The organism is Streptomyces sp. NPDC002676 (assembly GCF_053592455.1).
Window position 1 is genome coordinate 36175 of sequence record NZ_JBSFVT010000011.1, and the last position, 25929, is coordinate 62103.

Below are 25929 nucleotides of genomic sequence, written 5' to 3' on the forward strand. Positions count from 1 at the left end.
ACCCCTACCGGCCCGCGGCGGGCGGGGACAGTTCTGTACTCAGCCAGCCCAGCACATCGGGGTACATCCCGCGCCAGTTCTGGAAGTTGTCGCCGTCGGCGGGGCGGATGAGGGGTCCTGACGCGGACCCCGCTGCCCGCCACGGCCCGGACGAACGCCTCCAACTGCTGCGGCGGGCTGTCCCGGTGCTGAGCGGAGATGGCCGAGAACAGCCCGATGCCGGCGTTCGCGCCTGTCGGACCAGCCACATCGGGCTGTTGCGCCCCCGCAGCCGCGCGTCCGGCAGCACCTCGGGGTCCGCGGTCAGCGGGTCCGGATCCAGGGCCGCACCGGCTCGGAACAGGGCCTCCACCGAGATCATCGCCCAGGCCGACCAGGCCCGCCTGTCCCGCAGCAAACGCGAGGGCGTCGAAGCCTGCCACCGCTACCTCACCGGACAGCCCCCGCAGGGCGGCGCCGAAGGGCCAGGGCGAGTCGGGGGTCTGGTCGGTGGCGAGGGATCAGCTGTTGCAACACCGACTTCACCGGCCCGGAACGCCTGATCCCGACGCGACGCTGAAACGGGCGAAGGGCTGTTTCCCGCCCTCTCAGGAGTGCCGGTGATAGGCCTTGTTGGCGATGCGCCAGCTGTCGTCGGCGCGGACAAGCAGGAAGATGTCGGTGAACGTGTCCGCACCATGCGAGAGCGTCATCGTCGCGGTCGCGACGGTGCCGTGGACATCGATGGCGTCGATGCGACGGGAACGGGTCGGTTCGTCCGGGGCCGGCTGGCCCCGGAAGAGAGCGCAGTACTCGTCCAGGGGCCACGAGACGAATGCGCCGTCCCGGATCCCTTCTATGTGGGCGGTGGGCAGGAACGCGTCGCGAAAGTGGGTGGGATCGCCGGTGGCGTGCCCGCGGATGTAGGCGCGCAGCGGTTCGAGCACGGCGTCCTCCACGGCGGGGACCATGGCGGCAACGGCGATATCGGCCTCGGGGGCGGCAGGAGAGTCGGCCAGGCCCGCTGCGCTGCGCAAGGGGGTGTCCGACGCGGCGGCCAGCAGAGCCATGTCCTTGGCCAGCGCACCGATGGTGAATTCGGCCGTGGCAGCGGTCGGCTCGCCGAGGAGGAAGGGTCGCTTGCGGGCCACGAGCCCGCCGAGCTGGCCGAGTTCGAGGACGTCCAGCACGTGGGTACGGGGCAGGCCGAGGGCGTCGGCTTGCCGTAGTGAGTCACGCAGCGCGAGGACGGCGCCGGCGAGGCTGTTGTTGGCGATCAGCTTGAGCGCGGCGGCACTGGAGGCGTCGTCCACGCGCCGGACGGTGCCCAGCGTTTCCAGAATCGGTCGGACTCGATCGAATGCGTCTTGGTGAGCGGCGGCGAGAATCTGCAGGGCGCCGGCGGAGACAGCCGGCACAGAGCCGAGCACGGGCGCGTGGACGTATGAGGGGCCGAGTTGCCGGGCCAGCTTCGACGCTTCGGCGGGCGCGATCGTGCTGGTGTTCAGCACGATCGTCTCCGTTCGCAGCGATTCACGGACGTCGTCGAGGACCTGCAGGCAGGCAGGGCCGTCGAACAGCGCCAGGAGCACGAGGTCGGCCTTCGCCACGGCCTCGTTCGGGTCGCTGGTCATCTTGACGGCGCCTGATGCGCGCCCTGAGCGTGTCCAGCCAACGACGTCCCAGCCCTGGGTGGCCAGTCGAGTCCCGATCGCGCCGCCCATGCGCCCCAGACCGAGGACGGCGATCGTGTGCGGTGTGGTCATGCGCACCAGATTGGTGCACCTCGATGGATGCGACAAGCGCAGATTTCGCAGGCCTGCCCTGCGGAACTCGCATACCGGATAGGCATATTGCCGCCATGGAATTGCAGCTCGGCGTGCCTCTGACAGAGCGCCATGCGCGCCGGTGCCCGCACGGGGTGGAGCCACGCCGGGGGGACGGACCGGTGCAGCTGCCGGGAGATGCTGCTGCACGGTCGGGCCGGCGCGGGCACCAGATGGGGGGAAGGTCACCGGCCGGTCCGGCGGTCAGATCAGCGGCCCGGCTGCTCGGTCAGCGGCCCTGGATGTCATGTCCGCGCCATTCCTCAGCACATGGCGAGACTCCCCAAAAACTCCACCCACTATCAACTGGGAGCTGCTACCATTTACCTATGGCTGTCAGAAATCGCGGGTTAGCGCTGATCGGTCTGACGATCAGCGTCCCTCGTCATCATTCGATGCGACGATCCTGCACGTCGCCCTCCCAACTCTGGCCGCCGAAACCGGCGCCTCCGCAGGTGAGTTGCAGTGAATCGTCGCCCCTATGCCGGCGTCTTCGCCGCCTCGATGCTCCCCGCGGGCTTCGGTGCAGGAAGTCATGAACAGCGAGGGCGGCGGCACCGCATGAGTACGCCTGACCGACGGCACGTTCGTGGCCCACCGCACCCCCGCGGTCGCTACCCGGATGCAGGCCCGTACCGAGGGCTCGGACGGCCTGAAGCTGCTGATGGAGGAGCTGCCCGACAACACGGGGCGCCGCTTCGCCTCCGGCATGGCCGGCACCACCGAGGTGCCGGGCGTGTGGGTGGCCTGGCAACGCCACCGAGCTGACCGCCCAGGTCGGCGCCTCCGCTGCTGCAGACGCCCTGGCCGCCACCCACATCAACGCCCTGCCGCCACCGCTGACACCAACGCGGCCCTCGCCGCACCACAGGGTGCCACCACCACCTGGCGTCCGGGCCCGCACCCACCTCCCATCCACTCGGCGACCGGTCCTCCGGCGCTGATTCTGCATGTCCTTTTCGAGAGGAATCCATGAGTACGAACCCTGCACCGGTGGCACCCGCTGACGGGAGCGGCGGGGGCGCGCTGGATGCGCGTCAGCTGCGCGCGATCCTGACCACCGTCTCGATCGCGCTGATGGCCGTCATCGCGTCGGTGTCCGGGCTGAACGTCGCCCAGACGCACATGGCCGTCGACTTCGACACCTCGCAGAACACGGTCCTGTGGATCATCAACATCTACACCCTCGCCCTGGCCGCACTGCTGCTGCCGCTCGGCGCGATCGGCGACCGCCTGGGCCGCAAGCCCATGCTGATCGCCGGGCTGGCCGTCTTCGGCGTCGCGAGCGTTGTGTCGGCTGTGGCCCCGAACGCCGAGGTGATGCTCGCCGCGCGCGTGGTCAGCGGTATCGGCGCAGCGACGATCATGCCCGTCACCCTGGCCGTCATCACCTCCAGCTTCCCCGAGGAGCAGCGCGGAAAGGCGATCGGCGTGTGGACCGGCGTCGCCGGAGGCGGCGGCATCCTGGGCATGTTCCTCTCCGCCCTTCTCGTGGACGTCGCCGACTGGCGCTGGCTGTTCGCCCTGCCCGTGGCCCTGGTCGTCGTGGCCCTGGCCATGACGCTGAAGACGGTTCCCAACTCCCGCGAGCGCTCCCCCCACGCCTTCGACACCGTCGGCGCACTGCTGTCCATCGTCGCCGTGGCCGCCGTCGTCTTCGTCCTGCAGGAGGGACCGGAGCGAGGCTGGACCGCAGCCAGGACTCTGATCAGCCTCGTCGTCGGCCTCGTCGCCACGGCAGGTTTCGTGTCCTGGGAACTGCGTCGCCGGGACGCCTCGCTGCTGGACGTACGCCTGTTCCGTGAGCGCGGCCTGGCCGGCGGCTCGATCACGCTGGTCGTGGTCTTCGCCGTCCAGGGAGGTATCGCCGTAGTCCTCTTCCCGTTCCTCCAGGCCGTGGCCGGCTGGACGGGACTGCAGGCCGCTGCGGGGCTGATGCCCCTGGCCATCGCCATGATGGTGGCCTCCGGCCTGGCCCCCAAGCTGGCCGCGAAGATCGGCCCCCGAGCGACCATGAGCGCGGGAATCGCGCTGGTCGGCGTCAGCCTGGCGCTCATGGCCCTGTTCGTCTCCGTCGACGGCGGCTACCTGTCGATCCTGCCCGGCATCATTGTCATGGGCCTCGGCCTGGCCCTGTCCATGGTGCCCTCCACCGAGGCCATCACCCGCTCCCTGCCGCGCGAGAAGCAAGGCGTCGCCTCCGCCCTCAACGACGTCACCCGGGAATTCGGCACCGCACTCGGCGTCGCCATGCTCGGCGCGATCCTGACGGCCGGCTACCGCAACGCCATCGACGACAAGCTGCACGGCATCCCTCAGGGGACCGCGGACACCGCACGGGAAGGCATCGCCAACGCCGTCGAGGTCTCGGGCAGCGCAGGCTCACACGCGAAGGACCTGCTCCACGCCGCAAAGCAGTCCTACGTCGACGGATGGCAGCAGTCCATGTGGGTAGGCGTCGCCGTCATGGGCGTGCTGTTCGTCTACATCGCCCTGCGCGGCCCGAAGAACGCCACCCCCGCGGCTGCGTCGGACGAGGCAGAGGACACCGAGACCGTCGCCGCCTGATGACCGCATAAGAACTGGATGCACGGCACGCAGACTGTGCGAGGGCAGACCTGAACTGTGCGGCAGCCGGTCCCCGTTGATGGGGGCCGGCTGCCGCACAGTCGGGGCGGGGGCGGGGGTGTTCAGCTCGTGACCGGCTCGGCGGTACGCTTCGTCGTCGCCCGGAACCATGACCAGGACGACTCGATGGGCGACCCCCCTGCGGAACCTCCCAACGATGCCGTTGGGCACCGTCCTGTCGTCCAGTCGGGGCCGCCCCAGACCAGCTGCCCGTCCGTCAGCAGCACCCGCTGCGGGGCAGCGCTGCCCAGGCGGCGGCGAGGCGGGTGACCAGTTCCGTCGCGGTGTCCGGGGTGAAGGAGTACGGCAGACGGAGGAAGTCGTCGTGGGCCCCGGTGGTGTCCATGGTGTTGCCCGGGATGACCTCGGCGCCGTGGCGCAGGGCCAGCTGGGCGTAGCCGTGGGCGTCGGTACCCGGGGGGAGCCGGATCCACAGCACGGAGCCGGCCTGCGGGGGCTGCCACTGCCAGTCCGGGAGGTGCTCACCCAGCAGCCGGGTCATGGTGGCGAGCCGTTTTTGGCGCAGGCGTTCGCGCTCGGGTGCGAGGGCGGGAAGCCCGGGAAGCAGGCGCGCGGCCAGGGCCTGGTCGAGCAGCGGGCTGCCGAGATCGTTGAGCGCCTTGAGTCGGGCCAGGCGCTCAACGGTCTCCCGCGGCGCGCGGATCCAGCCGATCCGCAGCCCGCCCCAGACCGCTTTGGTCAGCGAGCCCACCGTCAGCACCGTTCCCCCGGCGGGGTGCGCGGCGATCGGCGGCGGGGCCTGCCCGGGGGCGAGGGCCGCGGCATGCGCGCTGTCCTCGACAAGGATGACGCCGTGTTGGGCGGCGAGTTCAGCCACCCGGCGGCGGCGTCCGGCGGACATCAGGGTGCCGGTGGGGTTGTGACAGGTCGGCGTGACATACAGCAACGCGGGGCGGTGGACGACGAGTTCGGCTGCGAGACGGTCGATCCGAATGCCGTCGGAGTCGAGTTCGACGCCGATCAGCCGGGCGTCGGCCGCCCGCAGCGCGTCCAGGCAGCCGGGCCAGCCGGGGGACTCCACGATCGCGGTCGAGCCCCGCCCGAGGTACAGCCGGGCGATCAGGGTGACCGCCTGCGTGGCCCCGGTGGTCACCACGACCTGCTCGGGCACGGTCGGCAGGCCCTGCACGTTGTGGTGGTCGGCGATCGCCGCGCGCAGCGCGGGCAGCCCGGCCGGGTGATAGCCCGCGTCGCGGACCAGGCCGGGCAGGTCCTCGCGGGCCACGTCGAGCAGCGCCCCGGCCAGGTCCGGGCCGCCGGTCTCGGCCGCCTGCCCCAGCGAGATGAGGTCCGGCAGCTCCGTCACCAGCCGTTGGATCACCGCGGTGGCCTGGCCACCGCGCACCCGCCCGTCCTCTGGGGTCCGGTGGCCGGCCGCCGCCGCGGACACCCGGGTGCCGCTGCCCCGGCGGGTGTCGACCAGGCCCGCGGCGCGCAGCTCGTCGTAGGCGGCGACCACAGTCGCCCGGCTCACCGAGACCGCGTCGGCCAGCCGCCGCTCGGACGGCAGACGGTCGCCGGCCCGCAGGTCCCCGCAGCGCACGGCGTAGGTCAACGCCTCCGCGAGCCGCCGGTACAGCGGGCCCCCGCCCGAACTCCACTCTCCCAGCAGGTCGATCAGCACGGCGGGCTCGGAGGTCCCCCGATTCCAGTCCACTTCCCCCTCCATTGGCACGGGATCGCATACCGCCGCCGCCCGAGGCTAACGGTATGACGATCACCTCTTCTTTCGACCCCCGGCTGACCGCCGTCTGCGAGCTGTCCGTCCCCGCCGCGCGGGACGGCGCCGGACGGCACGAGTACGACGGCTCCGTCCAGGACCTCTCCCCGGACGGCGTGCGCCGCGGCCTCGCCGCCCTCGGCGGCCCGGCCGGCACCGCGCCATATGCGGACCCGCACGACGAGGCGCACGCGACGGCCGCCGAGCAGGCCCTCCGGGTCCGCTTCGGGGAGCTGAAACTGCACCGCAGCAACCCGATCTGGCACATCGAGAACCTTGAACTGTCCGGCTACGACCGCCCGTACGCGCCCCGACCCGAGCGGGACGCCGCCCGGGCGGCCCATCTGCGACAGTGGCCGGACGCTGTGGACGCGGCCGTCGAGGCCCTGGACCGGGTGCCCGCGCCGCTGGCCGAGGCCACCCTGCCGCTCGCCCGCGGCCTGGTCGCCCACCTCGACCCCGAGGGCGGCCCGGTGCACACCGCCGCAGCCCGGGCGCACGCACGGCTGGTGGCCCACCTGGAGCGGGCCGCCGCCGACGGCCCGCCATCTGCCGCGCTCGGCGGCCCCGCGCTCGCCCGGCTGCTCGGCGTGGCCGAGGCCTGCAGCGTCGACCTCCCCGCGCTGACCGCCCGGGTGGATGCCGAACGCGACCGGCTGCGCGCGCTGCTCGACGAGTCACTGCGCCGTATCGACCCCGAGGCCGCGCCCGCCGACACCGTACGGGCCCTGCAGGCCGACCACCCCGACACCGACGGCCTGTTGGCCGAGTTCGCGGAGCTCGTCGACGAGACGGTCGCCTGGACCGCCCGGCTCGACCTGGTGCCCCACCACGACGTGGAGGTCGCTGTCCAGCCCATGCCCGACTCCCAGCGCCGAGCACTGGCAGGCCTGTTCGCGTCCGCTCCGTACGAGGCCGACGCCCCCGCGAGCTTCCGGGTCACCCTCCCGGACGCCGGCTGGTCGGACGCCGAGGGCGAGCAGTGGCTGGCGACCGGCTTCAACCGGACCCTGATGCCCAACATGGCCGTGCACGAGGTGGCCCCCGGGCACGCCAGCCACGGCCGGGCGCTGCGCCGGGCCCCGAGCGAGGTCCGCCGCACGCTCCACTCCGAGGCCTTCATCGAGGGCTGGGCGCACTACTGCGAGGAGTTGGCCCTGGAACAGGGCTTTCGCGCGGGCGATCCCCGGATCGCCGTCGCGGTCGCCCAGGACGCGCTGCGCCGGGTGACCCGCTTCGCCTGCGCGATCGGGCTGCATACCGGGGCGATGTCCCTGGCGGACGCGGCGGCCCGGTTCACCGCGGACGTCTCGCTGGTCGGGCCCGCCGCCTGGCACGAGGCGCAGCGCGGGCTGTTCGACCCCACCTACGGCCGGTACACCTGGGGCAAGTTCGCCATCCTCGACGCGCGCGAACAGGCCGCGAAGCTCTGGGGCGGCGGCTTCTCGCTCCGCCGCTTCCACACCGCTCTGTTCGACCTCGGCGCGCCCCCGCTGGGCCTGCTGCGGACGGCGCTGGACCGCGGATGACCTCGCTCGCCGCCTTCCTGCTGGCCTCACTGCTCCTGGTCGCCGTGCCCGGGCCCAACCTGGTCTACATCGTCACGCGCAGCGTCCAGGACGGACGGCGGGCCGGCCTCGTCTCGGCCCTGGGCGTGGAGACCGGAACGCTGGTCCACGTCCTCGCCGCCGTCGGCGGGGTGGGAACCCTGATCACCGACCACCCGCTCGCCTTCACCGTGCTGCGCCACGCGGGCGCCGGCTACCTCGCGTACCTGGGCGTACGGACATTGCTCAGCCGCCCGCGGCCCGCCGCCGAGGCCGTCCCTCCCGCTCGGCGCCGACTGCTCCGGGTCTACCGGGACGCGGTCCTGGTCAACCTGCTCAACCCCAAGGTGATCCTGTTCTTCCTGGCCTTCCTCCCGCAGTTCCTGCCGACCGGCCTGTCCCCCGGGCAGACCAGGGCCCGGATGCTGCTCCTCGGTGTGACCTTCCTGGCCGTCGCGCTCGCCCTGGACCTCGGTTACGCCCTGCTCGGTGCCGCGCTCACCGGTCGACTGCACGGCACACCGCGCCGCGAACGGCGGCTGTCCCGGCTGGTCGGCGGCGTCTACCTGGGGCTGGCGGCCCTGGTGTCCGTCTGAGCCCGAGGTCGTGGTCGACCGGCCGGCGTCGATCGGAGCTCTGCCGCTGGCGGTCGCCCGGGCTTGCATCGTCCGAGGAAGCGTTGCAGCGGGCGAAACTCGTTGGCCGGCCCCCGGTAGCCCTCGTCGACCTCGGCCTTCGCCTGCGGGTGCAGGCGGAGCTGTTCGGCGATGCCCTCGGTTCGGACGGATGTCTGATCGTGCATGCGGCCCGGCCGGTCAGCTCCGGACCACAGGGTGCAGCCCTGCCCATCGGGGAGCTGCTGCCGTGGCCGTCGCCGCGATCAATCGGTGCTGTCTGTGGCGTAGCCGTGGCTGTGGGCCCAGGCGACGGCCTCGGCGCGGGTGGTGACGCCGAGTTTGGCGAACAGGTGGTTGACGTGAGTTTTGACCGTGGCGGGGCCGATGAGGAGGCGGCGGCCGATGGCGGCGTTCGGCAGTCCGGTGGCGAGCAGCCGCAGTACGTCCTCCTCGCGGGGCGTGAGCTGGAGAGCTGAGGGCGGCGTCCGCCGTCGTTCATCGTCTTGGTCCTGGAGGTCTTGTGCCTGGTGGCCGCGCACGGCTGCGGCGAGCAGCCGGCGCTGGACCTCGGGGTCGAGGGTGACCTGGCGGGAGACCGCCGCCTGGATGGCACGGGCGATCTGGTCCTTGCCGGCGTCCTTGGTGAGGTACCCCAGGGCGCCGGCCTGGAGAGCGTCGATGATCTTGCCCTCGTCGGCCAGTGTCGTCAGCACCACGACGGCGACGCCGGGCAGTTCGGAGGTGATTCGGCGGGTGGCCTCCACGCCGTCGAGGACGGGCATCACCAGGTCCATGAGGACGGCGTCCGGGCGCAGTTCCTCCGTGCGGGCGAGGGCTTCCTCGCCATTGGCGGCGCCGGCGACCACGTCGATCCCCGGGACCATGTCGAGGAGGGTCATCAGTCCTTCGCGGACGGCTGCCTGGTCGTCCGCGACCACGACTCGTACTGTCATGCCTCCACCTCCGCGGCCACTCGCCAGCCCTCCGGGCAGGGACCCGCGGTCAGCTCCCCGCCGACCAGGAGCAGTCGCTCGCGCATCCCGGCCAGGCCGTAGCCGCCGGACCTGCCTTCCACGGTACGGGGCTCGGCCGTCTCCGGGGCCGTCGAGGCCATGTCCGGTGCCGTGTGGGAGACGACGGTGAGCCGGACCCTGTGCTCGGTGTACTCCAGGGTCATGCTCACCGGTCGGCCCAGGGCGTGCTTGGCGGCGTTCGCCAGAGCCTCCTGGGCTACGCGCAGGAGCGCCAGGCTGGCCTCCGCTCCCAGGGGGCGGGGCTTGCCGTGCAGTTGGAAGTCCGCGGCGCGGCCTGTGGCCGTGTGGTGGCCGGCGGCCAGCAAGACGAGGGCCTCGGGCAGGGGCGGGGTGTCGGTACGGAGAGCAGCGATGGCGCGGCGGGTCTCGGTGAGGCCGTCTTTCGCGATCAGACGCGCCCGGGCGGCGCGTTCGGTCGCCTGGGCCACGTCGGCCGGATCGGCGGCGAGCAGGTTCTCGATCACTTCGAGCTGGATGACGAGTGCACCGAGGGAGTGGGCCAGTACGTCGTGGATCTCCCGGGCGAGGCGGGTGCGCTCGGCCAGTGCTGCGGCGCGCTGGCGCTCCTCCTGCGCTTCCTGGGTTTCCGCGAGCAGGCGGCGCGCTTGGAGGTGCTGGATACGGATGCTGCGGCGGGTCACCCCGGCCAGGTAGGCGGCCAGCAGGACCGCGCTCCCCACCGCCAGGGCCTGGGTGTGGGTCCCGTGCGGGACAAGGGCCGTACCGGCGGCCAGAGCGAGCGCGCCGCAGGTCAGCACCCCTGCGCTGATCAGCATGGGCAGGTCGGCGCTGGCCGCGATCGTCGCCAGGACGACCAGCAGGGAGACCGGCTGGGCGCCGGGCGCCGCGGTCAGCAGCACGCTGCCGGACACCACGACCACGGTCAGCAGCGCGGCCGTGGTGCGCTGAGGCACCAGGTCGAGGGCGAATGCGGCTCGCGCGGCCACCACGGACCACACCAGCCAGGCCACGGCGAGCAGCAGGAATGCGGCGAGGTGGGCCGTGCTCCACTGGAACTGCCGCTGCGGCACGAGCGCGGTGACGACGGCGGCCAACGCGATGGGCCGGAGCAGGACCATCGTCCACAGCTCGGCGCGCGTTCCGGACGGGCGACGGGATGTGTCACCGGTGGTGGCCTGCCGGTCGTGTGCGGCCGGATCGGGCCGGGAGCCAGGCTGCATGTGATCACGCTAAGCGAGCCGGTGCCCGCTCGCTTCCACCGACGGGTGGACAAGGGTGGACGTCACCGACTCAACCCTCCTCGACCGGCAGGCGGAGGCCCCGCGCGGCCTGGCGGACGCACACTCGTCGAGGTTCGCCGGAATCGCCCGCAGATCCCGAACCCCACCCCTTTCCGCCACGCCCCCGAGGAGTCTCCATGTCCGCCTTCGAACAGGCGCTGCTGGTGAACGCGGCCGTCCTGACCACCACCCTCCTGGCCGACCTTGGCCTGAAGCAGGTCACCCGCAAGCGGTTGACCCGGCCGCTGATCACCGCCGCCGTCATCGTCCCGCTCTTCATGCACACCCTGTTCACCAGCGGCATCGGCCTGACCATCGAGATGGTCGGCCTGGCAGCGGGCATCCTGCTCGGCCTGGCCGTCGCCAGCCGCCTGAAGATCACGCGGCAGACATCCGACGGCGCCCTGTCCACCATCGGCGGCTGGGACTACGCCGCCATCTGGATCACCGTTTCCGCGGCACGGACGCTGTTCTCCTACGGCGCCTCGCACTGGTTCACCATGAGCCTGGGCCGCTGGTTCGTCCAGCACGGCGCACTGCCCACCCAGGTCGACGCGATCGTCACCAACGGCCTGGTGCTGATGGCCGTAGCCGCGGTGATCACCCGCACCATGGCCCTGCGCGTCCGCTCCCGCAACGCACTGACCGCCGCGCCCGCCCCGGTGCGCGTGTGAGGGAGGTGACAGACTGGCGGTCCGGGGCAGGGTGTGTGGCCAGGGGAGGGGAACCGGGTTGGGCTTGGTGATTGAGAGCCGACCGTCGGAGCTGCCGTACATCGAGCGGGTGTGGCGCAGCCGCAGCGACGACGTCAGCCGGATGATGTCGGTCGCCACGCCGCACTGGGAGCTGGTGTTCTGGGAGCACCGCGGTCAGGTGCAGGCGGCTGTGCTGGGTCCGGAGGCGAAGGCGTCCCGCGCCCCGGTCCCCGGGGACGCTGTCTTCTTCGGGATCAGTTTCGCGCTGGGTACGTCGATGCCGCATATCCCGGTCAGCCGACTGGTGGGCGGCAATGCGGCGATCCCCGACGTGACGCGGCGTTCGCTGTGGCTGAAGGGGTCGGCCTGGCACGTCCCCGACTACGACAACGCCGAGGCGTTCGTGTTGCGGATGGTGCGCGAGGGCATCGTGGACCTGGACCCGGTCGTGCCCGCTGTCCTCGACGGCGCCAGCCCGGATGTCTCCGATCGCACTCTGCAACGGCGCTTTGTCGCGGCGACCGGCCTGGCCCGAGGCGCCATCCGGCAGATCCACCGCGCCCGCCAGGCGGCGGTGTTGGTCCAGGAGGGCGCGCCGGCCCAGGAGGTCGTGCACCGGCTGGGGTACTTCGACCAGCCTCACCTGGCACGGTCCTTGAGGCGGTATGTGGGGCGGACCGCCACTCAGCTGAGCGCACCGGACGCGGCGGAGCCGCTGTCGCTTCTGTACAAGACCTGACCCTTGGCGCCTGCCTAGCCTTCATGACGTAGCCGACGGGGTCGGCTCGTCCCGGCCGGAGCACCGTCCGGGCCGGGGCGAGGACAAGACTCCGGACTCATCATGGAGGAATCATGCGCAAGGTTGTTTCGGGTCTGTTCGTCTCGCTCGACGGTGTCGCCCAGTCGCCCAACGAGTGGCAGTTCGAGTTCGACGAGGAGATGGGTGCGGCGCTGGCCCGCACGCTGGAGACGGCCGATACGATCCTGCTGGGCGGGGTGACCTTCACCGAGTGGGCCGGATACTGGCCGACGGTGACCAGCGGTGAGGACGCCGGTTTCGCGAAGTGGATCAACGAATCGCCCAAGTACGTCGTCTCCTCGGCCCTGGACAGCGTTGAGGACTGGTCGAACAGCACGCTGATCAAGGGCGATCTGGTGGCTGCGGTCAACGAGCTCAAGGCGGGCGAGGGCAAGGACATCACCATCGCGGGCAGCCCGACGCTGGTGCGCTCGCTGCTGGAGCTGGACCTGCTGGACGAGCTGGTGTTGCTGATCCACCCGGTGGTGGCCGGCGAGGGTCGCAAGAAGCTGTTCGCCGACGACGCCGCGCTGAAGAAGCTGCAGCTGGTGAGCGCCCAGCCGACCAGCAGTGGGGTGATCATCGCGACCTACCACCCGGCGCGCTGAGCCGGCGCGAAGGATCGTCTCTCCTGGTGACTCACGCGGGCCGTGCGCCAGCCGGAGACCCGGCCTGGCTTGCTCCACGTTCGCCGAGCCATTCGCTCGGCCGGCCGCCCCGTATGCACGCATCACCACGCGGCTGGCCCACGTCCTGGAACGCGTCGGGCTCGCACTCGCCGGACGGGCCGGCGCACGGCTCGCTGATCAACTGAGTCTGTGCGCAGGGCGGATGACCTTGCTGCGCAGGGGCATGGCGCTGCCGGACCCGCAGCCCAACACGCGGCGCGTGCCGGGCGCCCCGACAGAGCCGGGAAACTTGATCGTCGACAGCCCTCACGCGGGCGACGTTCTACCCGAACTGACAAGTGGGAGGCGGGGGTTCGGACGTAGGCTGTGCCTTGAATGATCCACGCCTTGGCTGAAAGACGGACGCGACTCATGACTGACCCGACCACGACCACCGAGCAAGCGATGCGCCAGAAGATTGACACGTCGGTTCCGCACTCCGCCCGCATCTGGAACTACTGGCTCGGTGGCAAGGACAACTACCCCGTGGACGAGGAGGCCGGCGACGCGTACACCGAGGTCTTCCCTGGCATCGTCACCATCGCCCGCAGCAGCCGTGCCTTCCTGCGCCGCAACATCGCGTACCTGATCTCGGAGGCGGGCATCCGGCAGTTCCTGGACGTCGGCACCGGCCTGCCGACCGCCGAGAACACTCATGAGGTCGCCCAGCGTCTCGCCCCCGAAGCGCGGATCGTCTATGTCGACAACGACCCTCTGGTCCTGACCCATGCCCGTGCCCTGCTCTATTCCTCTCCCGAGGGTGCGACCGCATACATCGACGCCAATGTGACGGACCCAGACCGCATCCTCGCGGCCGCCGCCGAGACGCTCGACTTCGGCCGCCCCATCGCGCTCATCCTCAGCAACATCCTGGGACACGTCGCCGACTACGATCAGGCCCGTTCCATCGTCACCCGGCTGATGGACGCCCTGCCGTCGGGCAGTTACCTCTCCATCAACGACGGATCACGCGGCATCGACCCCGTCTTCGAGCAGGCCCAGGACGCCTACAACAACAGCGGCGCCGCCCCGTACATCCTGCGCACCGTCGACGAGATCACCGCGTTCTTCGACAGCTTGGAACTCATAGAGCCCGGCGTCGTCTCGGTCACGCAGTGGCGTCCAGAACCTGGTTCGCCCACCCCGGACGTCATCGCCGAACACGGCGGACTCGCCCGGAAGCCGTGACTACTGGCTGGTGCCTGGGCTGGAGCGGCCAGGCTGCTGAGCCGCCCTGGGGATGCCAGTGCGTGGGAGGGCGATGGCGCGAGCCGCGATCGTGCCGACGGCAGACCTCGGCGAAGGCGGCCGATCCATATTGCGCGCCCCTGTCCATGTGAACGACGATGCTGTGGACCTGGCCGTCGCGGGCGGCCACGGCCAGGTGATGCCGAGGTCCGCGGCCACCGTCGCGTATGTACGCTTGCCGCCTGCGGCGCGGTAGAGCGAGACCGCGTCCTTCCGGAACTCCTCCGGGTACGGAGACTTGCGTCCCACCTGGACATCCCTCCCTGGACCATCAAGATCCATTGTCAGGGTGTCCACTCCATAGGATCAGCCTCAGTTGCACGCATCGCCGTACCGGCGTGAAACCGGTACGGCGATGCGTGGAGAGTTGTCGGGTATCGGTGTGGCCGCAAGGGGCTACTTCTGCCAGCCGACGGTCTCCGGGAGGGGGGTGCCGAAAATGGTGGCGCCGACGTTGGCCAGGCCGTTCTTGACGCCGTAGATGGACGGGCCGCTGAACAGGGGCAGGTAGCCGTACTGCGCCAGTGCCTTGCGCTCGACGGCGTTGGCCTGGGCGATCTGCTTGTCGGGGTCGGCGATCGCGGAGACGGCGTGGATCTCCTTGTCGAGTTCGGGGGTGCCGATGCTCACGATGTTGGAGTCGCTGTCGGTGCAGTAGAACTGGCACAGGTAGCGGGTGCCGAATGGGTCCGTTTCGCGGTTGCCGACGAGGAAGATGTCGAAGCTGCGGTCGGTGAGGATCTTGGCGAAATCGGCGTCGGTGGAGTTCTTCAGTGTGACCTGGATGCCGACGGGCTTGAGCATGGCCACGAGGGCGCCGGCGGTGGCCTTCTCCAGTGGGTCGCCGCTACGCAGGGTGTAGGTGACGGTGAGCTTCTTGCCGTCCTTCTCACGGATGCCGTCGTTGCCGGGCTTCCAGCCGGCGGCGTCCAGGATCTTCTTGGCAGCCTCCGGGTCATGTTTGATCACGGCGCCGACGTTGTCGGAGTAGCCCTTCTGGAAGCTGAAGAGCAGCAGGGAGCCGGGCAGGGGCTCGCTGTAGCCGCCCAGGCCCTGGAACTGGATCTTGGCGATCTGGGTCCGGTCGATGCTCTCCAGGAGAGCCTTGCGCACCTGGATGTCCTTCAGGTTGGGGGACTTGGCGTTCACGTAGAAGGAGTACGCGAACGGGCTGCCACCCTGGCGGATCTGGGTGCCCTTGATGCCGGTGAGCTGCTTCAGGCCCTCGGCGTCGCCGGTGGGGGCGTAGTCGATCTGGCCGTTCTTGAAGGCGTTGACCGCGGCGTTCGACTCCAGGTTGACGTAGACGCGCTTGTCGAGCTTGCCCTTCTTCCCCCACCACTTGGGGTTGCGCACGAAGGTCAGGTCGCCGGTCTTGGTGTCGAACTTCCCGACGGTGTAGGGGCCGGCGCCCCACTCGGGGTGGGCCTTCTTGACGTAGGCGTCGTTGAAGTTGGTGACGGTGGCGGCCTTGGGGTGCAGGAACGTGGTGAACAGGCTCGACCACCAGGGGTCGACGCCCTGGAAGTCGACGATGGCCTGCTTGTCGTCGGTGCCGCGGGTGACCGAGGTGATGTGGCTGTAGCCCTCGGTGTTGGTCGCGTTGTAGCTCTTGTTCGTGCCGTTGTTCGCCTGCCACGTCGCCTTGACGGCCCGCCAGTCGATCGGGGTGCCGTCGTTGTAGGTGGCCTTGGGGTTGAGGGTGAGGACCACCCGCTGGTTGCCGCCGGTGACGGTGACCCTGACGTTGCTGAGGTAGTCGGGGTTGTACCGCGTCTCACCGGTGGGGGAGTAGGTGATGACGTCCGGGTTGTACCAGGCCCAGACGCGCAGGGCGGTGAGCGTGGCGTTGGCGTTGAAAGGGTTGCCCTGGTCGTCGAAGCTGCCGGCGGTGGTGTAGGTGCCGCCGTCCTTGATGTTGTCGTAGGGCTGCGGGTTGTAGTCGACCTTTGCCGAAGCCGCGGCGGGGGTCGCGCCTCCGGATGCCTTGCCGGTGTCCGGGGTGCCGGAGCCGGAGGAGCCGCAGGCCGTGACGGCGAGGGTGAGGGCCGCGGTAAGGGCGGCTGCGGGGACGGCGATTCTCGGTCGCATGGGGGAGTGGATCCTCATTCCTTCAACTGGTTCCGCGACACCATCGGGGTGCGGCGTCGACTTGATGGGGCCCGCGGTCAGCGGGCGTGGCAGGCGTGGCGGTGTCCGGAGCCGGATGCCGCCGGGCCCAGGACGGGCCGTTCGGTGCGGCACCGCTCCTGCAAGCCGTGGTCGAGCAGCCGGTACAGCGGACAGCGGTCGACGAAGACGCAGCCCTGCGGCAGGCGTGACGCGCTCGGCTGCTCGCCTTCCAGCACGATCCGCTCACGGGAGCGCTCGCGCTGCGGGTCTGGCACCGGGATCGCCGAGAGCAGTGCCTCGGTGTACGGGTGCTTCGGGTCTTCGAAGAGTGCTTCGGTGCTGCCGGTCTCGACGATGTGCCCGAGGTACATGACCGCGATGCGGTCGGAGAAGTGCCGCATGACGGCGAGGTCGTGCGCGACGACCAGATACGCCAGGCCCAGTTCGCGCTTGAGCCTGGCGAGCAGGTTGACGACGCCCGCCTGCACGGACACGTCCAGGGCCGAGACCGGCTCGTCCAGGACCATGATCCGCGGTTCGGTCGCCAGGGCGCGGGCGATGCCGACGCGCTGGCGCTGGCCACCGGACAGGGCCGCCGGGAAGCGGTCCGCGACCGACGCGTCCAGGCCGACCAGGTCCAGAAGTTCGGTCACCCGGGCGCGGATCGTTGCCCGGCTGCCGCCGACGGCCTGCAGCGGTTCGGCGAGCAGTTGGAAGACCGGGAGCCGCGGATCGAGGGAGCCCATCGGATCCTGCATGACGATCTGCACCGCGCGGCGCAGTTCACGCACCCGCTCGGCGGAGCCGAGGTCGGCGACGTCCATGCCGGCGACCTCGATCCGGCCGCGCTCCGGCTGCCTGAGCCGCAGGATCTCCAGCAGCGTTGTGGTCTTGCCGCTGCCGGACTCGCCCACCAGGCCCAGGGTCTCGCCGGCCCGCAGCTCGAAGCCGACGTCGCTCACCGCGTGCAGCGTGCCGACGCGGCGCTTGAGGAATGCTCCCTGGGTGACCGGGAACGTCTTGGCCAGGCCGGACACCCGCAGCACCACCTCCCCTGAGGCGCCGGTGCCGTTCGTGTCCTCCCCGGCGGACTCGACGTCCTCGGGGGCCGGGAAGAGCGAATCCGCCTCCAGCCGGCCGTCGGCGATCTCGTCGGCGCGCAGACAGGCGACCTGCCCGTGACCGGCGACCGGTGTCGGCGCGGGTTCCTGCGTGCGGCAGCGGTCGAGTGCGGCGGGGCACCGGTCCGCGAAGGGGCACCCGGCCCGGAGCCCCACCAGCGACGGGGGCTCGCCGCCGATCGGCACGAGCGGCCTGTCCGCCCGGGCATCGGGACGGGGCACCGCGCCCAGCAGCCCGATCGTGTAAGGCATGGTGGGCCGCCGGAACAGCTCGTCGGCGCCGGCCTGTTCCACGATCCGCCCGGCGTACATCACGGCGACGTCGTCGGCGTACCCGGCGACGACACCGAGGTCATGGGTGATCAGCACGACCCCCGCACCGGTCTCGGCCTGCGCGGTCCGCAGCACGTCCAGGATCTGGGCCTGCACGGTCACGTCGAGGGCGGTGGTGGGCTCGTCGGCCACGATGACCGAGGGTGTGTTCGCCATCGCGAGGGCGATCACGACACGCTGGCGCATCCCCCCGGAGAACTCGTGCGGGAACGACCGTGCCCTGCGCTGCGGTTCGGGGATGCCGACCAGATCCAGCAGCTCGACCGCGCGGTTCCACGCGGCCTGCTTCGTCAGATCCTGGTGCACGCGCAGCGCGTCGGACAGCAGACGGCCGACGGAGAAGATCGGGGTCAGCGCGGACAGCGGGTCCTGGAAGACCATGCCGATGTCCTTGCCGCGCGCCTGGGACAGCTGCCTGTCGTTCAGCCCGACCAGGTCGAGGCCGCCCAGCAGCACCTCGCCCGACACCCGGGCGGTCGGCGGCAGCAGTCCCATGACGCCCATCGCGGTCGCGGACTTGCCCGAGCCCGACTCGCCGACGATGCCGAGCGTCCGGCCGGGCAGCACGTCGAAGCTCACTCCGCGCACCGCCTCGACCCGTCCCGCCTCGGACGGGAACGAGATCCGCAGGTCCCGGACCGACAGCACCGGGGTCTGCGCGGCGTCGCGCGACGGCGATTCGGGGGCCGGTGTGAGGGCGTGCGTCATCGCGTGCCTCCCGAGGCCGAGACCGAGGTGGGGTCGAGGGCGTCGCGCAGCCCGTCGCCGACGAGTGTCATCGACACCGTGAGCAGCACCACCAGACCAGCGGGGAACGCGAACAGCCACGGGGCGCTGGTGATGGTGCCGGATCCGTCGGCGAGCATGGTGCCCAGCGAAACGTCGGGGGTCTGGACACCGAAACCGAGGAACGACAGGGCGGTCTCACTGAGCACAGTGGTGACAACGCCGAGGGTCAGGTTGACCACCAGCAGGGAACCCAGGTTGGGGATGATGTGCCGCACCACGATCCGCCACGGCCGTACCCCCATGAACTCGGCGGCCAGCACGTAGTCGCGTTCACGCAGCGAAGTGGACATCGACCAGATGACCCGGGCGGTCGACATCCAGCCGAAGAGGGTGAGCACGAGGATCAGCACCCGCCAGTCGCCCGCGAGACGGTGTGAGACCAGGGCGAGGATCAGGAACGACGGAACCACCAGCAGGAAGTGGATGACCGCCAGCGTCAGCTTCTCCACCCTCCCGCCGAGGTAGGCGGCCCCCGAGCCGATCACCGCGGCCACCACGGTCGTCAGCACCGACACGCTGACCGCGATCACCAGCGAACGCTGCAGGCCGTGCACCGACTCGGCCAAGACGTCGTTGCCGCCCTGGTTGGTGCCGAAGTAGTGGGCCGCGCTCGGCGGCTGGGTGAGCGCGGTGAAGTCGGCGTCGGTGTACGCGAAGTGTGTGAACAGACCGCCGAACACACTGAACAGCACCAGGAGCGCGAAGAGCGCCACTCCGAGCAGGGCCCCGCGGTTGCGGGCGAACCGCCGCAGGTACAGCCGGCCGCCGCCGAGCCGGGGAGCCGGGTCGCCGTCGGCGGTGTCCGGGGAGGGCAGCTCGGGCGGGGATGTCAGGGTCGCTGCCATGTCAGCTCACCCGCACCCGTGGGTCGAGGAGGACGACGGCGATGTCGGCCAGGATCGCGCCGATCGCGGTCATGGCCGCGCCGAACGCCGCCACCGCGACGGCGCCGTGCACGTCGTTCTTGCTGATGGTTTGGATGAAGTACTGGCCCATGCCGTTCCAGCCGAAGACGGTCTCGGTGATCACCGCGCCGGTGAAGATGGCGGGGATGCCGAACGCGACCGATGTGGCCGTCGGGATCAGCGAGGTGCGCAGCGCATGGCGTCGGATCGCCTGGGCGCGGGTCAGCCCGGTGGCCCGCGCGGTGCGCACGAAGTCCGAGTCGATGGCGTCCAGCAGCAGCGTGCGCTGGGTCAGGTGATAGCCGACGTACCCCAGCAGGGTCAGGCTCAGCGTCGGCAGGATCAGATGCTGCACCCGGTCGACCACCGTCGGCAACAGCCCTTCGACGGTCGGAGACTTCTCCCCTGCAACATACAGAAAGCGCAGTCCGAGGCTCTGGTTGAGCCAGACGCCGGCGAAGACGACCGCCAACGCGGCGACCGCGGTGGGGATGTTGAGCAAGAACACCGACACCAGCTGCGTGGTCCGGTCCCACCAGCCGTACTGCCGGGACGCGGTGGACACGCTGAGCGCGACACCGCCCACCACGGACAAGAGCGTGGCCACGGTGACCAGCTGGCCGCTGACCAGCACCCGGAAACCGATCTCGGAGTTCACCGACGCCCCGACCGGGGACTTCCCCCAGTCGAAGTGCCAGACCACGTTGCTGAACCAGTGCCACCACCGGTCCACCAGCGGCACCCGCGGGTCCAGGTTGTACGGCGCCAGGGCCCGGTCGATCTCCGCCTCGGTGCGGACCGGGCGTGTGCCCTTGTAGTTCGACCTCGGGTCGAGGAACCAGGCGGCCAGTACGTACGTGACATTCGTGGCGACCACGATCATGGCCAGCCAACCTGCCGCCTTGCGTATCACATGGCGGAGCATGGATCCGCCTTCCCGGGCGCCGATACGGCGGTCGTGGCGCGGGCTGCGGCGGTGTGGGCCGCGTGGGCCGCGTGGAGGGCCGGCGGAGGTGTGCCGGTTCTGGGCATGATCGTCGTGGCCTTCTGACGGGTGGATGGAAGCAGGCGACCGGTCCGGCGACGCTGTGCTCGTGTTGAGGTGCCCGGCCCGATTCCTCTGAGTCGGAGGAGAACTGGCCTGACGAGGAGTGATTCTGGAGGCGTGATCACTTTCACTGCCAGTCTTCGAAGGCTCCTGCCATGTGATCGCAATGCGCGCGTCACAACTGCCCGCTGGACGCAGGGGAGGCCTCGGCCGGGCGGCCATCTCGGGCACTGCGGTGCGGCCGGCGATCGCGACGGTGGCGCCTGCCGTCTGCGCCTCCCCGCCGACGCGAGAGGTGATCCGCCGCCTTCACTTTCGTGGGCACGTCAGCGTGCTGAGTCGTGCTGACGGCTTCCGGATGAGTCCGGCGATGGCCTCCCGCCCCCTCGTGCGCGGTGCGGCGGGAACATCCCGGGGCGGAAGTCTCACGCCGAGGCGGTGTCTTCACTGCGGGGAGCCCATGAGGTTCGTTCGCGTGTGGCCTCCCCGGCAGTTCCCAGGCTGAGAGCAGGTTTTCGTTACGGCATGTCGTATCAGTGAGCTCGTGCTCGGTTGCCGCGACCCTGAGGTGCTGGCGCGGTTCTGGTGCGAGGTCCTGGACTTCGCCGTGCTCGATCGCGAGGACGACGGCACGTTGGAGATCGGGCCGCGCGAAGGGTTCGGTGGTCCGCAGCCGACGATCATCCTCAGTCGCAGGGATGAGGCGGAGAAGGGGAAATCCCGGCTGCACATCGGCGTCAACGCCACCGACCGCGATCAGGACGCCGAGCTCGAACGCCTTCTGAAGCTCGGTGCGCGCCCGGCCGACATCGGCCAGACGGGGGAGGAGCAGTGGCATGTCCTGACCGACCCCGAAGGCAATGAGTTCTGTCTGCTCAAGGCCCGCCTCGCCCCACTCCGGTAGAGGGTGCATCGACCAAGAAGAACCTGAACACCGGAGAGCTCGTGGCCACCCTAGTGGTGACAAGGCGGCTTGACCTGACCGGTGAGCAATGGGCGCGGCTGGAACCGCTGTTGCCTGTGCCCACGCGGTCGGGTCGGCCGTCGGCGAGGACGAAACGGCAGCTCATCGACGCGATCGGGTGACGGGTACAGGTCGGTGCGCTCTGGCGGGACGTCCCGGACTGATTGCGGTGCTGCCGGCCGGCGGAGATCCCGGGCGACGGTTCGTGCTCCAGCACGTGCGGGTGCTGCTCGGCCAGCCGGCCGGCGACGGCAGGCAGGGGACGTCTCCGACCGCAGCTTCGCGGCCAAGGAGATGGTCCTGTCCCGGCACACGCATCACGACGTGGCGACGCTGCGCGCGGAGATGGACCGGGACAAGGTGCTCACCGCCGAGGAGGCCGTCGTCTACGGGCTCGCCAACGAACGTACTGCGCCGTGGGCGACGTGCGGCCCCGGCCCACCGGGCTCCGCGAGTACCGCGCCGGCTCGTTGTGGGCGAGCGAGAGCAGGTCGGCGAGGCCGAGCCCGAGGGCCTGGACGGCGGCCGCGCACCACATCGCCGACGAACTGGCCCGCGGGATGATCCTGCGGGCCCTCGCCTCAGCCCTGCCCATCGCCTGGGTGACCGGCGACTGCACCTGACGACGTCATCCGGACTCCCGCCCTGGTCGACGGCAACTCGCCCGCGCGTGGGGTCAGGAGGTCAGGACCGAGGCGTCCCATGCGGGCGCCTCGAGGACGGCCAGCAGCCGGGCGACCTCGGTGGCGACGGCCGCGCGCCCGGCGCCGAGGTAGCGGCGGGTGTCGACCAACCGCGCTTCGTCGGCCAGGGTCTGGCGCACGGCGGTGGTGAACACCTGGTTGAGGTGGGTGGAGATGTTGATCTTGGTCATACCGTGCCCGACGGCGGCCGTGAGGTGCTCGTCGGCCACGCCGGAGGAGCCGTGCAGGACCAGCGGCACCGGGACGGCGGTGCGCAGCGCGGTGATCAGGTCGAAGTCGAGCGCCGCGTCACGGGTGAGCATGGCGTGCGAGGTGCCGACCGCCACGGCGAGCGCGTCCACGCCGGTCGCGGCGACGAAGGCGGCGGCCTCGGCCGGATCGGTACGGGCGCCCGGGGCGTGCACGCCGTCCTTGCCGCCGACCTTGCCGAGTTCGGCCTCCACCCAGACACCCTCGTCGTGGCAGTGGGCCACCACGTCGGCGGTGGCGCGCACGTTGTCCGCATACTCCAGTGCCGACGCGTCGAACATGACTGAGGAGAAGCCGAGTTCGACGGCCTGGCGGACGAGGTCGGGGTTGGTGGCGTGGTCGAGGTGGACGCCCACCGGCACCTGGGCGGCGTGGGCGGCGGCGAGCACAGCAGCGCCGATGACGTCGAGACCGCCGTGGTAGCGGACGGCGTTCTCGCTGAGCTGGAGCACGACCGGCGTCCGGGCGGTCACGGCTCCGGCGATGATCGCCTGGGCGTGTTCGAGCTGGATGACGTTGAACGCGCCGACGCCACCTGCGGCGTCGACGGCGTGGGCGACGATCACGCCGGTACCGGTCAGCGGCATGCGGGAACTCCTTCGCGAGGGGTGAGGCGTTCGACGGTCACCTGCTCCAGCAGGCTCCGGTGGACGCCGGGATCGAAGTCACCGGCCTGCGGCGCAGCGACCGCTGCGGCGGACAGTGCCACGGCCTCCACGAGCTGGGCGGGCCACGGCGTGCCACCGACCACGCCCAGCGCCAGCGCGGCGACGGCCGCGTCACCCGCGCCAGTGGGGTTGCCCGCGATCCGGCGCGGGGGGCGGGCGCGCCAGCAGCCCTGCGGGGTGACGGCGAGTAGGCCGGCCGGACCGAGCGAGGCGACCACGGCACGGGCGCCTGCCGTCAGCAGGGACTGTGCCGCGCGGAGCGGATCGGCCTGCCCGGTGGTGGCGATGAGCTCGTCGGCATTGGGCTTGATCACCGCCGGCTCCTCGGGCAGCCCGGCGAGCAGAGCGGGCCCTTCCGCGTCCAGCACCGCGGGCACGTCGTGGCTGTGTGCGAGGCGGAGCAGGACGCCGTACGCGTCGGCGGGCAGGCCGGGCGGCAGGCTGCCGGACAGGACCACGGCCGCGGCGCCGTCCAGCAGTTGCTCGAAGCGGTCGAGGAAGGCCGCCCACTCGGCGGGCGAGACCGGCGGCCCGGGCTCCAGGAGGATGGTGGTGTCCCCGGCCTGCTCGTCCACCACCGCGACCGTGCGGCGGGTCTCGCCCATGGTTGCCACCAGGTGGTCGGTGAGACCGGCGGTGGCGAGGTCGCGGCGGACGGCCTCGCCGGTCGGGCCGCCGACCAGGCCGGTGACGGCCGTCGGGTGGCCGAGCGCATGCAGGACGCGGGAGACGTTGACACCCTTGCCCCCGGCGCGGCCGGCCGCATCGCGCACGCGGATGCTGGCGCGGGGGAGCAGCCGGTCCACCCGGTAGGTGATGTCGAGCGCCGGGTTGAGCGTGACGGTAAGGATCACGAGAACGTCCTTACGGCGGCGGTGGACGCGTGCTGGGGGAGCGGCGCCCGGCGGTCGGCGAGGTCCCGGGCGAGCAGCGCCGCACCGAGGCAGCCGGCCTGGTGGCCGAGCCTGGCGGGGACGACCGGCGGTGCCGCGCGGAAGGTCAGCCGGGCGGCCAGTGCATTGCGTAGCTGGCCGAGGTACGACTCCCCGGCTCGGGCGAGCCCACCGCCGATGACGATCCGTTCCGGATCGACGAGCTGGACGGCCGCGCTCAGCCCGTCGGCGAGGGCGTTGACGGCCTCCCCCCAGACCGCGGCCGCCACGGCGTCGCCCGCTCGCGCGCGCCGGTGGACGTCCTTGGCGCTCAGTCCGGTCCGGCCGGTGGCACTGCGGTAGCGGCGGGCGACGGCGGAGGCGGAGGCGAGCGTCTCCACGCAGCCGCGGCTGCCGCACCGGCACAGCTCGCCGTCCGGGCGGACCGTCAGGTGGCCGAGCTCACCGGCCGACTGCGAGATGCCCGTCCAGGCGCGGCCGCCGACCATCACGGCGGCGGCGATCCCGGTGCCCACCGGGACGAACAGGAAGGAGCGACTGCCCCGGCCGGCGCCGAGCCTGGCCTCGGCGAGGCCTCCGGCCCGGACGTCGTGCGCGAAGGCCACTGGGAGGTCCAGTTCGTGGGCCAGCCAGTTCCGTACGGGCACATCGCGCCAGCCGAGGTTGGCGGCGAAGACGGCCTTCCCGGCCTCCTCGTCGACGAGGCCGGGCACCGCGATGCCGGCCGCGACCGGTGCGTACCGGTCGGCGAGGTCGCGGGCGTGATCGATGACAGCGTCGATGACTGCGTCCGGACCCTGCTCCGCCCCGGTGGGGCGACGTTCGCTGTGCACCAGCGAGCGGTCCGCCGCCATGACCCCGGCCTTGATCTCGGTGCCGCCGACGTCCAGGGCGATCACCGGTCCGTCGGCGATCGCGGCGCGGTGGTCGTCCACGGGGCTCACGCCCTTGCCCGGCTCACTCATGCCTGGGCCAGGACGATCGAGCGGGTGAGGTTGCGCGGCTGATCCGGGTCCAGCCCACGGGCCTCAGCCAACTCCACCGCGAGCCGCTGGGCGCGGATCAGGTCGGCGAGCGGGTCGAGCGAGGAGACCGAGGCAGCCGCTCCGGTCGCCCGGACCTGGTCCAGCAGCCCGGTCGGCGGCTCCCCGAAGAACCACACCAGGCTCTCTGGGCCGGTGACGCTGATCGGGCCGTGTCGGTACTCCATGGCCGGGTAGGACTCGGTCCACGATCCCGAGGCCTCGCGCAGCTTGAGCGCTGCCTCGTTCGCCAGGCCGACCGTCCAGCCGCCGCCGAGGAAGGTGAACTGGTTCGCCTGGAGGGCGCCCTGGGGGAGCGGCTCGGCCAGCGCCGACTGAGCCTGCTCCGGGAGGTCGGCCGGCGCGAGACCGAGGTGGGCACGCAGCAGCACCAGGGCGGTGGTCGCGAAGCGGGTCTGCACGACCGACTTCTCGTCCGCGAACCCAAGGTCGACCACGGTCTCGGCGGCCTCGCTGATCGGCGTGGCGAGGTCGCCGGTGAGCGCGACGGTCGGCACTCCGGCGGACCGGGCGAGGGCGGCGAGCACCTCGGTGGTGGTGCCGGAGCGGGTGATGGCCACGACCCGGTCGTAGCGACGGGCCGACGGGAACTCGGACGCGGCGAAGGCGTCGGTCTCGCCCAGCCCGGCCGACTCGCGCAGCGCGGCGTAGGCCTGCGCGATGTAGAGCGAGGTCCCGCAGCCCAGCACCGCCACCCGTTCGCCCGGCTCGGGCAGGCCTGACGGGCGCAGGCCCATTGCCCGGCGCCAGCAGGCGGGCTGGCTGGCGATCTCTTCGGCGACGTGACTCATCGCGACCTCCCTGTTAGGTCAAGTGATCTGGAATGGAGCAGATATATCGCATCAGATCAGATGCGCGCAATTAGTGATCGTGGATCGATCGATCTGTTTTGATCGTTCAGGGGTGTACGGGATCGCCAACAGGGCCCGCAGGCGCTCCGCCCGCGGGCCCTCAGCGTGGCTGGCCAAGGGCGTCCACGATCGGGCCGTACGGGAACGGTCGCGCAAGGGGTGGCGGAACCCTGTCAGCACCGGCCGCCCCTCCAGGGTGGGCGCACGCGCCATGGGATCACCTGCC

The 25929-nt window shown here is 71.2% G+C and carries 22 protein-coding genes and 2 pseudogenes; 10 read left to right on the forward strand and 14 right to left on the reverse strand.

Annotated features, from left to right (window positions below):
- Positions 1 to 4 precede the first annotated feature (4 nt).
- Together ACWD3E_RS27140 and ACWD3E_RS27145 are read right to left on the reverse strand one after the other, a co-directional pair.
- On the reverse strand, positions 5 to 397 hold the full coding sequence (locus ACWD3E_RS27140) for a hypothetical protein (protein WP_451390182.1): 393 nt from the start codon (positions 395 to 397) through the stop codon (positions 5 to 7).
- Positions 398 to 587: 190 nt separating this feature from the next.
- On the reverse strand, positions 588 to 1745 hold the full coding sequence (locus ACWD3E_RS27145) for a nuclear transport factor 2 family protein (protein WP_451390183.1): 1158 nt from the start codon (positions 1743 to 1745) through the stop codon (positions 588 to 590).
- Positions 1746 to 2777: 1032 nt separating this feature from the next.
- Here ACWD3E_RS27145 and ACWD3E_RS27150 point away from each other — a divergent pair.
- A complete protein-coding gene (locus ACWD3E_RS27150; protein WP_451390184.1) occupies positions 2778 to 4373 on the forward strand; it encodes an MFS transporter in 1596 nt (531 codons plus the stop codon).
- Positions 4374 to 4650: 277 nt separating this feature from the next.
- On the opposite strand, the gene ACWD3E_RS27155 is transcribed toward ACWD3E_RS27150, so the two are convergent.
- A complete protein-coding gene (locus ACWD3E_RS27155; RefSeq protein WP_451390185.1) occupies positions 4651 to 6111 on the reverse strand; it encodes an aminotransferase-like domain-containing protein in 1461 nt (486 codons plus the stop codon).
- Between the two features lie 53 nt (positions 6112 to 6164).
- On the opposite strand from ACWD3E_RS27155, the gene ACWD3E_RS27160 reads away from it, so the two are divergent.
- Positions 6165 to 7703, forward strand: coding sequence for a DUF885 family protein (locus tag ACWD3E_RS27160; protein WP_451390186.1), 1539 nt, complete (start codon positions 6165 to 6167; stop codon positions 7701 to 7703).
- Complete coding sequence (locus ACWD3E_RS27165) at positions 7700 to 8317, forward strand: LysE family translocator (protein ID WP_451390187.1); 618 nt, start codon at positions 7700 to 7702, stop codon at positions 8315 to 8317. Before ACWD3E_RS27160 ends, ACWD3E_RS27165 begins: the two co-directional genes overlap by 4 nt.
- A 284-nt stretch (positions 8318 to 8601) precedes the next feature.
- Here the strand turns inward: ACWD3E_RS27165 and ACWD3E_RS27170 are convergent, their stop codons facing one another.
- Both ACWD3E_RS27170 and ACWD3E_RS27175 read right to left on the reverse strand, forming a co-directional pair.
- Positions 8602 to 9291, reverse strand: a complete 690-nt coding sequence (locus tag ACWD3E_RS27170; protein WP_451390188.1) for a response regulator — start codon at positions 9289 to 9291, stop codon at positions 8602 to 8604.
- The gene (locus ACWD3E_RS27175) at positions 9288 to 10553 is read right to left on the reverse strand and encodes a sensor histidine kinase (protein ID WP_451390189.1); all 1266 of its coding nucleotides are present in this window, start codon (positions 10551 to 10553) and stop codon (positions 9288 to 9290) included. Before ACWD3E_RS27175 ends, ACWD3E_RS27170 begins: the two co-directional genes overlap by 4 nt.
- A gap of 197 nt (positions 10554 to 10750) precedes the next feature.
- On the opposite strand from ACWD3E_RS27175, the gene ACWD3E_RS27180 reads away from it, so the two are divergent.
- The 4 genes from ACWD3E_RS27180 to ACWD3E_RS27195 all read left to right on the forward strand — a co-directional run bounded on the left by ACWD3E_RS27180 (position 10751) and on the right by ACWD3E_RS27195 (position 13963).
- Positions 10751 to 11287, forward strand: a complete 537-nt coding sequence (locus ACWD3E_RS27180; RefSeq protein ID WP_451390190.1) for a hypothetical protein — start codon at positions 10751 to 10753, stop codon at positions 11285 to 11287.
- 67 nt (positions 11288 to 11354) lie between these two features.
- Entirely contained in the window at positions 11355 to 12047 is a 693-nt protein-coding gene (locus ACWD3E_RS27185; RefSeq protein ID WP_451390366.1) for a helix-turn-helix domain-containing protein, read from the forward strand.
- A gap of 113 nt (positions 12048 to 12160) precedes the next feature.
- Entirely contained in the window at positions 12161 to 12715 is a 555-nt protein-coding gene (locus ACWD3E_RS27190; RefSeq protein WP_451390191.1) for a dihydrofolate reductase family protein, read from the forward strand.
- 432 nt (positions 12716 to 13147) lie between these two features.
- Positions 13148 to 13963 carry an SAM-dependent methyltransferase gene (locus tag ACWD3E_RS27195; RefSeq protein WP_451390192.1) on the forward strand — a complete coding sequence of 272 codons (816 nt, stop codon included), beginning with the start codon at positions 13148 to 13150 and terminating at the stop codon, positions 13961 to 13963.
- 135 nt (positions 13964 to 14098) lie between these two features.
- Here ACWD3E_RS27195 and ACWD3E_RS27200 read toward each other — a convergent pair.
- From ACWD3E_RS27200 to ACWD3E_RS27220, 5 genes and pseudogenes are all read right to left on the reverse strand, one after another.
- A pseudogene (locus ACWD3E_RS27200) lies at positions 14099 to 14272 on the reverse strand (IS3-like element ISRhosp1 family transposase); the annotation flags it as partial.
- A gap of 147 nt (positions 14273 to 14419) precedes the next feature.
- Positions 14420 to 16114, reverse strand: coding sequence for an ABC transporter family substrate-binding protein (locus ACWD3E_RS27205; protein ID WP_451390193.1), 1695 nt, complete (start codon positions 16112 to 16114; stop codon positions 14420 to 14422).
- A gap of 77 nt (positions 16115 to 16191) precedes the next feature.
- Positions 16192 to 18297, reverse strand: coding sequence for a dipeptide ABC transporter ATP-binding protein (locus ACWD3E_RS27210; RefSeq protein WP_451390194.1), 2106 nt, complete (start codon positions 18295 to 18297; stop codon positions 16192 to 16194).
- Positions 18294 to 19223, reverse strand: coding sequence for an ABC transporter permease (locus tag ACWD3E_RS27215; protein ID WP_451390195.1), 930 nt, complete (start codon positions 19221 to 19223; stop codon positions 18294 to 18296). Before ACWD3E_RS27215 ends, ACWD3E_RS27210 begins: the two co-directional genes overlap by 4 nt.
- 1 nt (position 19224) lies before the next feature.
- Entirely contained in the window at positions 19225 to 20208 is a 984-nt protein-coding gene (locus tag ACWD3E_RS27220; protein ID WP_451390196.1) for an ABC transporter permease, read from the reverse strand.
- Between the two features lie 655 nt (positions 20209 to 20863).
- On the opposite strand from ACWD3E_RS27220, the gene ACWD3E_RS27225 reads away from it, so the two are divergent.
- The 3 genes and pseudogenes from ACWD3E_RS27225 (at position 20864) to ACWD3E_RS27235 (ending at position 21918) form a co-directional block, all read left to right on the forward strand.
- The gene (locus ACWD3E_RS27225; RefSeq protein ID WP_451390367.1) at positions 20864 to 21235 is read left to right on the forward strand and encodes a VOC family protein; all 372 of its coding nucleotides are present in this window, start codon (positions 20864 to 20866) and stop codon (positions 21233 to 21235) included.
- Positions 21236 to 21461: 226 nt separating this feature from the next.
- A pseudogene (locus ACWD3E_RS27230) lies at positions 21462 to 21700 on the forward strand (ClpP family protease); the annotation flags it as partial.
- A gap of 11 nt (positions 21701 to 21711) precedes the next feature.
- The gene (locus tag ACWD3E_RS27235; RefSeq protein ID WP_451390378.1) at positions 21712 to 21918 is read left to right on the forward strand and encodes a hypothetical protein; all 207 of its coding nucleotides are present in this window, start codon (positions 21712 to 21714) and stop codon (positions 21916 to 21918) included.
- Between the two features lie 53 nt (positions 21919 to 21971).
- On the opposite strand, the gene ACWD3E_RS27240 is transcribed toward ACWD3E_RS27235, so the two are convergent.
- From ACWD3E_RS27240 to ACWD3E_RS27255, 4 genes are read right to left on the reverse strand one after another with little or no spacing between them, the layout of a single operon-like run.
- Entirely contained in the window at positions 21972 to 22835 is an 864-nt protein-coding gene (locus ACWD3E_RS27240; RefSeq protein ID WP_451390197.1) for a class II fructose-bisphosphate aldolase, read from the reverse strand.
- Positions 22826 to 23770: a 1-phosphofructokinase family hexose kinase gene (locus tag ACWD3E_RS27245; protein WP_451390198.1), complete on the reverse strand. Its 945-nt coding sequence runs from the start codon at positions 23768 to 23770 to the stop codon at positions 22826 to 22828. Before ACWD3E_RS27245 ends, ACWD3E_RS27240 begins: the two co-directional genes overlap by 10 nt.
- A complete protein-coding gene (locus ACWD3E_RS27250; RefSeq protein ID WP_451390199.1) occupies positions 23767 to 24774 on the reverse strand; it encodes an ROK family protein in 1008 nt (335 codons plus the stop codon). The genes ACWD3E_RS27245 and ACWD3E_RS27250 overlap by 4 nt, the downstream gene beginning before the upstream one ends.
- Positions 24771 to 25643 (reverse strand): SIS domain-containing protein, encoded by an 873-nt coding sequence (locus tag ACWD3E_RS27255; RefSeq protein ID WP_451390200.1) that lies wholly within the window; start codon positions 25641 to 25643, stop codon positions 24771 to 24773. Before ACWD3E_RS27255 ends, ACWD3E_RS27250 begins: the two co-directional genes overlap by 4 nt.
- Between the last annotated feature and the right edge of the window lie 286 nt (positions 25644 to 25929).

Excerpts from the sequence above, each read along its gene's own strand:
- ACWD3E_RS27145 (WP_451390183.1), bottom strand. The coding sequence starts at position 1,745 with ATGACCACACCGCACACGATCGCCGTCCTCGGTCTGGGGCGCATGGGC.
- ACWD3E_RS27170 (WP_451390188.1), bottom strand. The coding sequence starts at position 9,291 with ATGACAGTACGAGTCGTGGTCGCGGACGACCAGGCAGCCGTCCGCGAA.
- ACWD3E_RS27220 (WP_451390196.1), bottom strand. The coding sequence starts at position 20,208 with ATGCTCCGCCATGTGATACGCAAGGCGGCAGGTTGGCTGGCCATGATC.
- ACWD3E_RS27150 (WP_451390184.1), top strand. The coding sequence starts at position 2,778 with ATGAGTACGAACCCTGCACCGGTGGCACCCGCTGACGGGAGCGGCGGG.
- ACWD3E_RS27180 (WP_451390190.1), top strand. The coding sequence starts at position 10,751 with ATGTCCGCCTTCGAACAGGCGCTGCTGGTGAACGCGGCCGTCCTGACC.
- ACWD3E_RS27165 (WP_451390187.1), top strand. The coding sequence starts at position 7,700 with ATGACCTCGCTCGCCGCCTTCCTGCTGGCCTCACTGCTCCTGGTCGCC.
- ACWD3E_RS27215 (WP_451390195.1), bottom strand. The coding sequence starts at position 19,223 with ATGGCAGCGACCCTGACATCCCCGCCCGAGCTGCCCTCCCCGGACACC.
- ACWD3E_RS27160 (WP_451390186.1), top strand. The coding sequence starts at position 6,165 with ATGACGATCACCTCTTCTTTCGACCCCCGGCTGACCGCCGTCTGCGAG.
- ACWD3E_RS27205 (WP_451390193.1), bottom strand. The coding sequence starts at position 16,114 with ATGCGACCGAGAATCGCCGTCCCCGCAGCCGCCCTTACCGCGGCCCTC.
- ACWD3E_RS27190 (WP_451390191.1), top strand. The coding sequence starts at position 12,161 with ATGCGCAAGGTTGTTTCGGGTCTGTTCGTCTCGCTCGACGGTGTCGCC.
- ACWD3E_RS27195 (WP_451390192.1), top strand. The coding sequence starts at position 13,148 with ATGACTGACCCGACCACGACCACCGAGCAAGCGATGCGCCAGAAGATT.
- ACWD3E_RS27210 (WP_451390194.1), bottom strand. The coding sequence starts at position 18,297 with ATGACGCACGCCCTCACACCGGCCCCCGAATCGCCGTCGCGCGACGCC.
- ACWD3E_RS27250 (WP_451390199.1), bottom strand. The coding sequence starts at position 24,774 with ATGAGTGAGCCGGGCAAGGGCGTGAGCCCCGTGGACGACCACCGCGCC.
- ACWD3E_RS27240 (WP_451390197.1), bottom strand. The coding sequence starts at position 22,835 with ATGCCGCTGACCGGTACCGGCGTGATCGTCGCCCACGCCGTCGACGCC.
- ACWD3E_RS27175 (WP_451390189.1), bottom strand. The coding sequence starts at position 10,553 with ATGCAGCCTGGCTCCCGGCCCGATCCGGCCGCACACGACCGGCAGGCC.
- ACWD3E_RS27255 (WP_451390200.1), bottom strand. The coding sequence starts at position 25,643 with ATGAGTCACGTCGCCGAAGAGATCGCCAGCCAGCCCGCCTGCTGGCGC.